Origin of the sequence: Schleiferilactobacillus shenzhenensis LY-73 (assembly GCF_000469325.1) — a bacterium.
Lineage (GTDB): Bacteria > Bacillota > Bacilli > Lactobacillales > Lactobacillaceae > Schleiferilactobacillus > Schleiferilactobacillus shenzhenensis.
In genome coordinates this window covers 1-11,805 of the sequence record NZ_KI271620.1, presented here as the reverse complement: position 1 = coordinate 11,805, position 11,805 = coordinate 1, and the positions used below count along the sequence as shown (strand labels likewise).

Sequence of the window (11,805 nt, the reverse complement as noted above, 5' to 3'; positions counted from 1 at the left end):
ACGACAACGAATAATATCTTATCAGCCCACGGCCCTGCCGTCAACACCCTTTTTACAAAGTATTGACACGCGTTTCTGAAAGTATGAACGATAACCTCCCAGTGGTAACTATCGTATGGATATAGAGAATAATCTGGGTGAACCTGCACGGCACGTTCGCCTCCATATTTCAAAAACACAGAATCCATCGGGCAAAAATAATTTCTAAAATCAGCGCAGCAAATCGGCACCGTGGCTTTGCCACCACGCGCTGCAGCGGGCGACCCAAGCACGCACGGCTCGGGTACGGCCCGGTGTTTCTATCGCAGAAACTGCGACCCGAGCCATTTGTTGTGGAATCCACTGGCTGAAACTCGGCCACTGGGTTCGGGGAACGCCATAGGCCGTCAGCATCGCTTGAAGCCGTGTGCGGCATGACACCAAATCATTATCTGGGTTGCCCAGATCCAGCCACAGCCAAAGGGCATAGGCTAAGTCGTCCAACGGGTCGCCAACTGCGGCAGCGTCCCAGTCAATGATGGCGACGGGCTGTCCTCTTTGAAACACAAAATTACAGGGCGACAAGTCATTGTGGCAGACCGTCTGGCCGGGGCCGCAATCAGGAAACTCACTCAAACGGTCACGGACTTGGCGGATCAGCCGGGCGGCTTGGACGCATTGCCCTAAGGAAAAGAAGCCGAGGTCGGCAGGCACGGCACCCGGGATATAGGTCAACACCTCCCGGCCAATCTGATCATCGCCCAGATACTGCGGCGCATTGTGCCCGCCTAAAACGTTCAGTACCCGATGAACGAACGGGCTGCGCGGGCCAACAGGACGATGCACCGTCTGCCCCACGCGGACGACCCCTGTCGTCACCCGGCCACCGGTCAATGGTATTTCTTCGGTCATTAAAGTTCCCCCTTTCTCATCGTTGCCCCATGAACCGTCCTCGCAGCGTCAGACAATACAGAAAAAGCACCAGCCTGCTGGCTGATGCTCATTCATATTACTCGGCCGGCGTCTCCGCTGCCAGCTTCTTCTGGCAATCCTTGCAGATGCCGTAGACTTCGATACGGTGACTGGTGACCGCGAAGTCGGTGGCATTCTCCGTGATCGTGTCGATCTCGTTCAAACCGGGGTAATAAACGTCGAAAATCTTTCCGCAGACTTGGCAGATGGCATGATAGTGGGCCGTCTCGACAAAGTCGAAGTGGGAGGAGCTGTCGCCGTACGACAATTCCTGAATCAGGCCGAGCCCAGTGAGGGTACGCAGGTTGTTGTAAACCGTGGCCACGCTCATGTTGGGGAACCGGTCGGCTAAGTGATGATAAATGTCATCCGCGGTGGGATGAGAATCCGTGCCCATTAGGAATCCGAGAATGGCCTCGCGCTGCGGGGTCACCCGGGTGTGGGACTTCTTCAATAACGCACTGGGACTGAGTGTTTCGGTAGCCATCTGGCGTCATCCTTTCTCCAAACCCTACTTACTGCTGCTACTGCTACTCATGCTCCAAGACTCTGAGCTTTTTGCATCGGCACTACTGCTGGATGCGGCTGACGAACTGCTGGCGGATGACTCACTCTCCGCATCCGCGGCGCTATTTTCCGCAGCCTCCCCATCCGCATCAGCACTGTAATGACTGCTGCTCTTCAGCTCCGGGGCGTTGGTCTTATAACTGTCCAGCGTGGTCTTGTCGTTGTTCTTCTGGAAGAGACTGGTGGGGGTGGACTTCATCATTTTCTTCAGTAAAGCGTCCCCCTTGCTCTTCTTATAATTATAGTCGCTCTTGTCCACTTTCTTAAACCAATTCGGCTTGTAGAAACGCAGCAGGTCGCCGGTAATTACCCGGTCCGAGAGGGACAGGTCGGTCTGGACGTGGTTGTTGATCTTCTCGATCTCCGTCTTCTGGGCCGCGGTCAGCTTGAGCTGCTTGCCAGTGGTCGTGTCGTAATAGGTCGAGCCGACCTTGGTGTACTTCGGCGTCACGAAGTCCCCATTTCTGAACGGCACGATCTGGTTCCGATTGGTCGCCAGCAGGTCTTGGCCGAATTGGACCGTATCGGTGTTCGGGACCCCGGCCAAGTCGAGGATCGTCGGCAGGGCATCGATCTCGCCGCCGAAAGTGTGGTTGATGCCGCCTTGCAGCCCGGGCATGTGGATCATGAAGGGCACCCGCTGATACATGGCATTGTCATAGTTGTTGAAGGTGTCCTTGTTGGTCAGCTTCGCCATGGCCTTCTTGTGGTTGGCAGAAATCCCGTAGTGATCGCCGTAGAAGACGACCATGGTGTTTTTCTCCAGGCCGCTGCTCTTCAACCAGCTCATGAACTCGCCGATCGCCTGGTCCAGGTAATGGGCAGTCTGAACATAGCCGTCCACCGTGTTGTCACCGGTATTGGTCTTACTGATAGTCTGGTTAGCCTTATCCAGCGGATACGGATAGTGGTTCGTCACGGTAATCAGCTTGGCGTAAAACGGCTGGGGCAATTTCTCCAAGTAGCTGGACGACTCCAGCATGAAGATCTTGTCCTTCATACCGTAATTCATCATGTAGCTGGCCTTCTTCGGCAGGTAGTTGGTGCTGAAGAAGTAATCGTAGGCCCAGGACTTGTATGTATTGTCCCGGTTCCAGAAGGACGGCACGTCGCCGTGGAACGCGGCAGTGGTGTACCCCTTCTGGTCAAGAATGGCTGGGGCGGCTTGGAAGGTGTTGGTGGTCCCGTACTGGACCATCGCCGGGCCTTCCGGCAAGCCGAACAGGGAGTTTTCCATCATCATTTCGGCATCCGCCGTCTTGCCGGTGCCGACTTGGTGGAAGAAATTGTCGAAGGACAGCGTGTCGTTCGCGTGGTAGAGCTTGTTGAGGTTGGGCGTAACTTCCTGGCCATCCCACTTGAAGTCAATCAGGAACTGCTGGAACGACTCCAGGTGAATTATGATGATGTTCTTGCCCTTGGCCTTGCCGTAATACTGGGTATTCGGCCCCACCCGGCTAGTCTTCAGGTAACTGAGCACACTCTTCATGTCCGAGCTGTCGGCCTTATTGCGGACAGCACTGGTCTGGGCCGCCTTCACACTGTCATAGACGGAGTACGCGTTAAGACCCAGATATTTCACAATGTAGTTATTGTCGAAGGTCCTCGTCAGCAGCCCGCTGCGGTCGCTTTGCGCCATCGTCAGGTTCAACCCGAACAGCGCCAGTGCAAAGGCCGTCACGGTCAGAGCGTACCGAATCTTAATGGGGTGAATGTCCACCCGGATCACCTTGAACGCCAACAGCAGGATGAGAATCGCAACATCCAGGAACAGGAAGAAGTCCGAGGGCTTCATGATCCCCATGATGCTGGTGCCCAGGTTATTGGAGACCGCCCCGCTGCCCTTGATCAGGTTGATACCCAGGAAGTCAGAAAATTCCCGATAGTACAAGGCGTTGGCAAACAGCCAGGTGGACGTCACCAGATCGATCACGATCATCACGACGTAGGACTTGCGCCCTTTCATGTACAACGCCACCCCAAACAAAAGAAGCGTGGTCGGCAAAGGGTTCAGTACCAGCAAAAGGTACTGCATCCCGCCCTTAACGCCCAAGTTGAACTTGGTGGTGTACGCATACACCGTCTTGATCCAAAACAGGACAACGGCCAGCAGGAAGAAGCCCCACCGGGAGTTCATGAACCGCCGTACTGCCTGCAACGCATTTTTCATGAAAAGTTCCTCCACGCATAGTTTGTCAATCGTTCAATGGTGCATTGGTGCGTTAATTACTGTCCCGATAATCACTACAGTCTGTGGAAATTGTACCTGAGTCGCCGGTAAATAACAACGGTGGTGCTCAGGCTGGGCGGGATGTTAAGGCATTCTTTAAGGAGGGTTGGTATGGCTGGAGAGACTGGCGGCTGATAAACGGGCTCCGGCGGGCAGGCCACCATGGTCTGAGGACCTTAAGCCACAAATCCCAAGTGCAGGGTGGCTTCTCCAAACGGGCGGAGGCGAGCAGAAGCTAGGGGATAAGGCCGAGCAAGGGCAAAACCTAAGTCCGGGTTTTTCCCTTGCTCGGCCTTATCCCTACGCTTCTAACCGCTCGCCTCCGCCCTCTATACAAAAAAACTGGAACAATCGCTCGTCCCAGCTCATGTGCCTGTTCACCGCCGGCCTGCTTAATCGTACAACAGGTCGTAGATTTCCATTGCCACCAGATCAATGTTATCGAATTGGAACGATTGGTGCGCGTCGAACTCTTCCAACGTGAACGAGTCAGAAGTGGGATCGTACGTCACCGCACATTTTTCGGTGCCGTCGATCTCAAAGCGCCGGGTGCGTTCTTCTTGGCCGTCTTCTTTGATCATGGCGTCCAGGCGATTAATGATCGCTACTAATTGTGAGCTTTCCATGCCCATGCCCCTTTCAGTTCAGGCTTCATTGTCAGTTTAACAAATGTCGGGGCACATGTGGAGAAAAATGTGCATGTTTTTAGGCATTATTATCGACTTCGGCTGATTTTTTTGGCGCCTGCTCGGCGTCCTTATGCGCTGGTACAGCCAGCGCGACGACTCCGGAGAACATCCCCACATAGTACGTAATGAACCGCCACAGCAGCATTCCCAAGACCAGTTGGGACGCATTGGGCAGAAATGTGGAGAACAGGGTCCGGAAACTGTACTCTGCACCGCCCGTCCCCCCAGGAATCGGGAAGATGGAAGTAATCATCACGATCATGACGTGCATCGACATCACCGAGAACGGATTGACGTCTGAATGGCCCAGCGCCAGCAGCACAAAGTACGGAATGCTATAGTAGATCAGCAATTGGATCATCGTTAAGACGACCGCTTTGGCGACCCGCTTCTTTTCTTTCTTCAAGCGCTGGCTCTCTTCGTAGAACGTATCGATCTTGCGGTCGAGGTTCTCCATCAGCGCAGTGAACCGTTCCTTGTGCATAAACCAGCCCACTGGCGTCATGACGATCTTCAGCAGCCGCTTGGTGAACTTGTACCAGAACATGATCAGCAGCAGCGTGGCAATCGTGAAGAGATGGGTGACGAACCCCAGCAGGATCAGCCAGGCCAGGCCGGAGAAACGCTGGGCGACCGTGGAGAAACCCACGATCATCGTCAAAACGAAGTTGACCAGAACGGCTAGCTGATAAATGACGAACTTCATTAAGAGTAGCGAACTGGACTTCCCGGCTTCCACCCCGGACTGCATCATGGCGATCAGTTCTGCGGGTTGGCCGCCGGAAGAGAACGGCGTGATGCTGTTGAAAAGCTGCTCGATGAACGGCACGCGCACCGCATTGTGGTAACTGAGGTGGGTCTTGCCGTCGTTGGTCAGGACTTGCATGATCACCCCTTCGAGGCACAACTGGCCAATCATGATGGCAATAGCGACTAGGAGCCACCACCAGTTCATGTTCAGCAGGTCGCGCCAGAAGTGGGCCATGTTGACGGTACGCAATTCGAAGAACAGAATGCCCATACTCAGGGCAAGCATGACAACGAATGCGATCTTATTGCGGCGGCTCATGATGACCTTCTTCGTGTCCGTTGACCGAGGGCTGCCTGGGCCGTATAGAACTTGGCCCAAATACCAGCCAGCCGGTCTTCGGAATAGTATTGGGCGGCCGCCTTGGCTTGGGCACGCCAGGGGGCCAGCGCAGCGGGATCGGCGACGACCCGCTCCAGTTGCGCGGCCATCTCCCGTTCATCCGCTGCCGGCAGATACCGGTTATTGATGATGCTGTGGTACAGCGAGAGGTCCCGCAGCATGACGGGTACGCCGCAGGCAAACGCCTCCAACACCGACATGGGGAACAGCTCGTCGTAACTGGGCAGTAAGAAAAGATCCGCGACATTGTAATAATCCCGCATTTTCTCCCGGGGAATGATCCCGGTAAACGTCAAATTCTTAGGCGCATTATCAATGGCTTTCTTAAAGTCGCTGTAGCCGTCCGTGAGGCGGCCGAAAGAAAAACCGCCGGCCCAAATGAAGGTCACGTCCGGGTGGGTTTGGGCCAAGGTAATGAAGTCGCGCACACCCTTGCGTTCCTGCACCTGACCGTTGCCGAAGACCACGAAAGCCCCCGGGGCAATTCCCAGAGCGGACCGCAACGACCGCTTCTGGTCTGCCGGATAAGCATAGAAATCCTGCTGAGAGACGAAGTTGGGGATGTATTCCACCGTACTGGCCGGAATGCCGTAATCGGCGAGTTTGGGAATGAAGCTGGGGTTCACCACCACCAGCTGGTCCATGGCTTTATAGAAGGCAATGACGTATTTGTAGAAGACATCATCCGCCGGCCAGGGGATCGAGAGCGACCCTTTCAGTGTTTCCGGCAGAAAGTGGACATAACCGATCCGCCGTCCGCGTTTTTTCTCATGCATGGTCAAAAAGAACTGGGGGTCGATCGTGTGGTAGTGGCTGATGTCGCTGGCACTGTAATCATTGACCCGGACATCAAACGTCTCCGGAAAATGACGCTGCAGCAAACCCATCAGCTCGGTGTACGCACTGCCGACACCCTGCCCGGCCACCTTCGTCGCCGAGGAAAACATGTGGATCTTGATCATTCAAAAAACTCCCCATCTTTATCTTCGTCATACACCATGGAGGCGTAGTGAACTTCGGCGGTGCGGTAGAAACTCAGCACTTGTTCGCCGAAGTGATCGGCCGAAATGTCGTACAGCTTGCGCTGCCGCGTGGCTTCGTCATCAAAGGCATGGGGATGCTGGAGATATTCTACCGCGGCCTTGACCATTTCTGGCTGGGTCGAAAACGTCAGTCCCAGGGAGGGATCATCAAACAGATGATTGGTGTACTCCCCGGCCCGGGTCACGACCTTTAAATTAGCCGCCAGCGCTTCGATGTAGGTCAATCCCTGCGACTCGGTGTCGGACGCCGAGACGAGCACATTCGCCGCGTGATAGTAATCGTTCACGTGGGTATGGGGCACTTCACCCGTGAAGATGACGTGATCCGCCACGCCGAGTTGCTGGGCTTGAGACTTCAAGTCGTCTAACGCGGGGCCGTCGCCCACGATGAGGAGCTGCACGTTGGGCACCTGGGCGACGATCTCCGGGAAGCCGTCCAGGACTAGATCGATCTTCTTCTCCGGGGCCACCCGACTCAAGGAGAGCATCACCGGCGTATCCGGCGCCAGGCCCCATTCGGTCCGCACGTCTTGCTGAGGCGCCTGCTGGTACTGGGTGAGGTCCACGCCGGTGGGAATGACCCGCATCGGGATCTTGATGCCGTAGCCAATCAGGGACTCCCGGGTTTTCTCACTGGGACAAATGACGCCGTTCATGTTCGCTAAGTAAGCCCGCATATACTGCTTGACGTGGTACGGCCGTAATAAGTGACCGTTCAAGACGTAGTGCAGGTAATTCTCGTACATGGTGTGATACGTATGGACAGCAGGAATCTCCAGCTGCTTGGCAACGTACTTACCCAGCAGGCCGAGAGAAAACTCCGTCTGGGTATGCACGATGTCCAGCTTCAGTTCCTTGGCGACTTCCAGTCCGCGAATGAAACCGCCGACCGCGATTCGCCGGTCCGTGAAAGAGACGAAGGGAATGCTGGAAAAACGGAAGACGTTGGGTTCCACGGCGTCCTTAGGCACGTGGGGATCCGTCGTGGTGAAAATATAGACGGAGTTGCCCCGCTTCTCCAGGTTGTCGGCCAGCGTCTTAATGGACGTTGCCACCCCGCTCACCTGGGGGAAATAACTATCTGTAAACAACCCAATGTTCACGGGTCTGCCTCCTCAACAATCGAATGTGGAACCGTTTCCTAGTCATTAAAACCTAACTATACAATACCATAACACGAGCAAAAAGGCGGTGAAAACCGCCTTTCAGGATTGTAAGATGGGCCTCAGTTCCGGTCCACAAAGAACGACACGACGGCCACGACGATGACCGCGCCGATGATGGCTGGGAACACGGCCATCCCGGCCACGTGCCAGCCCCAGTGGCCAAAGAGGGCTTGACCGACGCCGGCGCCGATGAGTCCAGCCACAATATTGGTGATGCAGCCTATCGCTTTGCCCCGGCCGGTAATCGCCCCGGCAATGGCGCCAACGATGGCCCCCACGATCAGTACCCATAACCAATGCAGCATAGTAATCCGCCTCCGTTTTCTGACAGCTTCCGATGATTGATTCGATTATAGCAAGGCCAGCGGAGGCAAAGATGGTCCCAAAGACTGAATTCTCCCTGGTTGACGGCAAAAAAAGGCCTCGCTGACATTCAGCAAGACCTCAGGCAGTGTGAGTGGCGCCCCGACTGCCGCCCGCGCAGCCGGTCATTTCTTATACAGCAATTGTTAAAGCCAGCCGTCATCGACCAACTGGTGGCGCGGATTCATCGCCAGCCACAGCTGGGAGCGCTGGATGCGCCGCAGGATCCGCAGGTACAACGGATCCTGGGCCTGCGTCGGGGTCATGTACACCCGCGTGATGTGGCCATCCTCTTCAATTCCGTAGATGGTCTGGCCTTGGATCGATACGATCCGGACAGGAATGCGTTGCGTCATGTTGTTCACCTCTCGTTTACTTGATTGTCTTTACTATACCGGCTAGACGTAAAGAATTTGCCATTGATCCGTGAAGTTTGTTTGCTGAATGGTCAAGAAAAGATTAAGCCCGCCGGTGCAAATGACTTTCTTCCCCGGCAAGGCCAGCTTATACTGGAATTAGCACATTTTTCAGAAAGTCAGAAAGAAGGAATTCATGATGCACATTGCACGTGCACAGATCAAAAAAGAAGCCAAAGAGAAGCTGCGCGGCCACTGGGGCGAGGCCATCCTCGTCGGTCTCCTGCCGTTCTTGGTATTGTTCTTCACGGAAGCCGCGGCGATCAACCAAGCCATGGCGACCATGAAGGCCAACCCCAATGCAGCCAGTGCCGCCAGCGACAGCACCAATCTGCTGGCCCGGTCGCTGCTGTTGAACGCTTCCGCCGGCACTAGCAGCGTCCAAAATATCTTGCTGGATTTACTGGCGACCCTGCTCATGGCTAGCACCGCCCTCGGTTTCTTGAGCTTGTGGCGGCGGGAACCCGACCAGATGAACCCGTTTCTTCGCAGTTTGATCGGCTTTCGGCCGGAATACATCGGCGGCCTGATCGTCAACTACATCGTTCTCTCACTCATCGGTTACATCCCGTCCCTGATTGGCGCCATCGGCGATAAGTTATGGATCGACGTGCTCATGAGCATCGCGTTCATCTGCGTCGTCATCATCCAAATCGGTTTTTCCCAGACGTACTACATTTACCACGATGCGGTCGACGCCGGCCACGGCAACATTTTCCAGGCACTGAAGCTCAGCTGGCAGCTGATGTCCGGCTTCAAGTGGCAGTATTTCGTGCTGCAACTCAGCTTCATCGGCTGGAGCCTGCTCACCTTGTTCCTGGGCATGCTGCCATACCTCTGGATCTACCCTTACATGTCGATGACCTACGCCGGTTTCTACACTCAGCTGAAGGAATACAAGCCCGACCTGCTCAATCCGGCGGTCAGCAAGAAGTAATCACTTTCCTGCACCGTCCACATAGGTTAAGAAAAGCATCCTGCCCACGCTTCAGCTTCACGCGCGGTCAGGATGCTTTTCTCTACTTAAATTCTGGCAAAAGGCGGCTGGTCTCGGCGAAACAGTAACAGCCGACCAGGTGATCGTTGACCACGCCGCTGCCCTCCAGCCAAGAATAGATGACCTTTGGCCCGGTAAAACTGAACCCGGCCTTCTTCATATCCTCACCGATGCGGGTCGCTAACGGCGTGGTGGCAGGCACCTGGTCAGCCGTGTGGTAATGGCCGACGATGGGTTGTCCGTGGACATACCCCCACAGAAATTCTGCCAGCGTCGTTCCCTCTTGGTGCAAGTGCTGTACCGCTTGCGCATTACTCAGGATGGCATCGATTTTGCGGTGGTTGCGTATGATGCCCGCATCCTGCAGCAGCCGCTCCCGGTCCTGCGTTGTGAAGCCGGCCACCCTATCGATCTGGAAGTTCGCGAAGGCGGTTTTGAGCGCCGACCGCTTATTCAACACCGTCTGCCAGCTCAACCCGGCCTGCATGATCTCCAGCGACAGCAATTCGAACATCGCCCGCTCATCCGTCTGCGGCCGCCCCCATTCCTGGTCGTGATACGCCAATAACAATTCATTCCCCGATGTCGCCCAGGCACAACGCTTGATCATCGTCCTCATCCTTTCTGTCTTACAGTTTAGATTACGCATTAATTAAGCACATTACCGATTGAATTTCCCGCCCTTGGTCCATGGTATAATAAGCGTACGTTTGTTCCAGTCAGGTTGCAAGGCAGAAAGAAGGAATCACCCATGTCCAGTTCTCGGCAGCAGCGGCTGCACCCGGACAAGAAGAAAAAACGGCTATGGCCCAAGATCTTGATCGGCTTTCTCATCGTTGTCGCAGTCCTGGTCGGCTTGGTCATTGCCTTCCCGTTCCAGTCCAACAATGTGCTCCGCAGCGCCATGGGCGGCCGCGACACGCCAGTGGATACGGCGGCCAAGAACCAGCTCGTCACGGCCCTCAAAGGGGCTAAGAGCGGCAACAGCACCACCGATGCGCTAATTGACGAAGCCGCCAGCCGGCTGCAGAATACCTCGATGTCGCAAGTGCGGCAGGCGGCTCAGTCATCGGCCAGCGCCGCTTCGCTGATCCAGTCGGAGACCGGTATCAGTGCCAGTCAAGCGCAAGCCCTGAGCAGCTTCGTCTTCTCCCACCCCGAGTTCACCAGCATCCGCCAGGCGATTGCGGACGGGAATTGGCTGCAGGCGTATAAGGCGTATAAGGCGATGGATAATACGGACTTGATTGATGCGCTGAAGAGCGAAGGGGCCGGGCAGTGACGGTGCAGTCCGGCGTAAGGGAATGAGATTAGAAAACGCTCGGCCGCGGGGCCGGGCGTATTTATGATACAAAAAAAGAGAAACCGCAGTCTCTCTTGTGATACCGGTGATCGGGGTCGAACCGATACGCCCTCAACGGGCACGGGATTTTGAGTCCCGCGCGTCTGCCAATTCCGCCACACCGGCATATTCAATTAATGGTGCTATGCGCCTCAGAAAGGCAAAGGCGGTAACCGGAATTGAACCGGTGATGAAGGTTTTGCAGACCTCTGCCTTACCGCTTGGCTATACCGCCACCAAGGAAATAAATCCTTCAAATATCTTACCAGATGACTGGTGTCATCGCAACCAGATATTTGAATTGGGATAGCTGGATTCGAACCAGCGCATGATGGAGTCAAAGTCCATTGCCTTACCGCTTGGCTATATCCCAATGAAGGGCGGTATGTGGGACTCGAACCCACGCATGCCGGTGCCACAAACCGGTGTGTTAACCGTACTTCACCAATACCGCCATGGTACTGTTTTGCCGTTGATCGATGCTGCTAGAAAGATGGGGGCGGTATGTGGGGATCGAACCCACGCATGCCGGTACCACAAACCGGTGTGTTAACCACTTCACCAATACCGCCATCATGTTGATCATTAGGCAACAGGGATAGTAGGAATTGAACCCACACCGACGGTTTTGGAGACCGTAGTTCTACCTTTAAACTATATCCCTATTTATGGAGGAGAAAGGATTCGAACCTTTGAACCCGAAGGAGCGGATTTACAGTCCGCCGCGTTTAGCCTCTTCGCTACTCCTCCATCAATGGCGCGGGACGGAATCGAACCGCCGACACATGGAGCTTCAATCCATTGCTCTACCAACTGAGCTACCGAGCCATTAAGCGGTCCCAACCGGATTTGAACCGGTGATCTCCTGCGTGACAGGCAGGCGTGATAACC

Annotated in this window: 11 protein-coding genes, 8 tRNA genes and 1 pseudogene; 2 read left to right on the top strand and 18 right to left on the bottom strand. The window is 55.1% G+C overall.

The window, feature by feature from the left end; genetic code table 11:
- Positions 1–210: 210 nt before the first annotated feature.
- From L248_RS15475 to L248_RS14540, 9 genes and pseudogenes are all read right to left on the bottom strand, one after another.
- Positions 211–891 carry a phosphotransferase gene (locus tag L248_RS15475; RefSeq protein WP_022531027.1) on the bottom strand — a complete coding sequence of 227 codons (681 nt, stop codon included), beginning with the start codon at positions 889–891 and terminating at the stop codon, positions 211–213.
- Positions 892–988: 97 nt separating this feature from the next.
- The gene (locus L248_RS14575) at positions 989–1,438 is read right to left on the bottom strand and encodes a Fur family transcriptional regulator (RefSeq protein ID WP_022531026.1); all 450 of its coding nucleotides are present in this window, start codon (positions 1,436–1,438) and stop codon (positions 989–991) included.
- A gap of 171 nt (positions 1,439–1,609) precedes the next feature.
- Positions 1,610–3,688: pseudogene (locus tag L248_RS14570) on the bottom strand (LTA synthase family protein); the annotation flags it as partial.
- 452 nt (positions 3,689–4,140) lie between these two features.
- Positions 4,141–4,374 carry a YkuJ family protein gene (locus L248_RS14565; RefSeq protein WP_040537097.1) on the bottom strand — a complete coding sequence of 78 codons (234 nt, stop codon included), beginning with the start codon at positions 4,372–4,374 and terminating at the stop codon, positions 4,141–4,143.
- 79 nt (positions 4,375–4,453) lie between these two features.
- Entirely contained in the window at positions 4,454–5,506 is a 1,053-nt protein-coding gene (locus L248_RS14560; RefSeq protein ID WP_040537096.1) for a lysylphosphatidylglycerol synthase transmembrane domain-containing protein, read from the bottom strand.
- Positions 5,503–6,549 (bottom strand): glycosyltransferase, encoded by a 1,047-nt coding sequence (locus L248_RS14555; RefSeq protein WP_022531022.1) that lies wholly within the window; start codon positions 6,547–6,549, stop codon positions 5,503–5,505. The genes L248_RS14560 and L248_RS14555 overlap by 4 nt, the downstream gene beginning before the upstream one ends.
- Positions 6,546–7,733, bottom strand: coding sequence for a glycosyltransferase family 4 protein (locus tag L248_RS14550; protein WP_022531021.1), 1,188 nt, complete (start codon positions 7,731–7,733; stop codon positions 6,546–6,548). The genes L248_RS14555 and L248_RS14550 overlap by 4 nt, the downstream gene beginning before the upstream one ends.
- A gap of 122 nt (positions 7,734–7,855) precedes the next feature.
- Positions 7,856–8,098: a GlsB/YeaQ/YmgE family stress response membrane protein gene (locus L248_RS14545; protein ID WP_040537100.1), complete on the bottom strand. Its 243-nt coding sequence runs from the start codon at positions 8,096–8,098 to the stop codon at positions 7,856–7,858.
- A gap of 207 nt (positions 8,099–8,305) precedes the next feature.
- A complete protein-coding gene (locus L248_RS14540) occupies positions 8,306–8,515 on the bottom strand; it encodes a hypothetical protein (protein ID WP_040537095.1) in 210 nt (69 codons plus the stop codon).
- 196 nt (positions 8,516–8,711) lie between these two features.
- Here L248_RS14540 and L248_RS14535 point away from each other — a divergent pair, with 196 nt between their 5' ends.
- Entirely contained in the window at positions 8,712–9,512 is an 801-nt protein-coding gene (locus L248_RS14535; protein WP_022531018.1) for a DUF975 family protein, read from the top strand.
- 82 nt (positions 9,513–9,594) lie between these two features.
- On the opposite strand, the gene L248_RS14530 is transcribed toward L248_RS14535, so the two are convergent.
- The gene (locus L248_RS14530; RefSeq protein ID WP_022531017.1) at positions 9,595–10,182 is read right to left on the bottom strand and encodes a DNA-3-methyladenine glycosylase I; all 588 of its coding nucleotides are present in this window, start codon (positions 10,180–10,182) and stop codon (positions 9,595–9,597) included.
- Positions 10,183–10,323: 141 nt separating this feature from the next.
- On the opposite strand from L248_RS14530, the gene L248_RS14525 reads away from it, so the two are divergent.
- Positions 10,324–10,854 (top strand): hypothetical protein, encoded by a 531-nt coding sequence (locus tag L248_RS14525; protein ID WP_052000098.1) that lies wholly within the window; start codon positions 10,324–10,326, stop codon positions 10,852–10,854.
- A gap of 101 nt (positions 10,855–10,955) precedes the next feature.
- Here the strand turns inward: L248_RS14525 and L248_RS14520 are convergent.
- The 8 genes from L248_RS14520 to L248_RS14485 all read right to left on the bottom strand — a co-directional run bounded on the left by L248_RS14520 (position 10,956) and on the right by L248_RS14485 (position 11,742).
- Positions 10,956–11,040, bottom strand: a tRNA-Leu gene (locus tag L248_RS14520).
- 38 nt (positions 11,041–11,078) lie between these two features.
- Positions 11,079–11,149: transfer RNA gene (locus L248_RS14515), tRNA-Cys, on the bottom strand.
- A 66-nt stretch (positions 11,150–11,215) separates the two neighbouring features.
- Positions 11,216–11,287 (bottom strand) — tRNA-Gln (locus L248_RS14510).
- A 6-nt stretch (positions 11,288–11,293) separates the two neighbouring features.
- Positions 11,294–11,368, bottom strand: a tRNA-His gene (locus tag L248_RS14505).
- A 44-nt stretch (positions 11,369–11,412) separates the two neighbouring features.
- Positions 11,413–11,485 (bottom strand) — tRNA-His (locus L248_RS14500).
- Between the two features lie 22 nt (positions 11,486–11,507).
- Positions 11,508–11,578: transfer RNA gene (locus tag L248_RS14495), tRNA-Trp, on the bottom strand.
- A 5-nt stretch (positions 11,579–11,583) separates the two neighbouring features.
- Positions 11,584–11,664: transfer RNA gene (locus tag L248_RS14490), tRNA-Tyr, on the bottom strand.
- A 5-nt stretch (positions 11,665–11,669) separates the two neighbouring features.
- Positions 11,670–11,742 (bottom strand) — tRNA-Phe (locus tag L248_RS14485).
- Between the last annotated feature and the right edge of the window lie 63 nt (positions 11,743–11,805).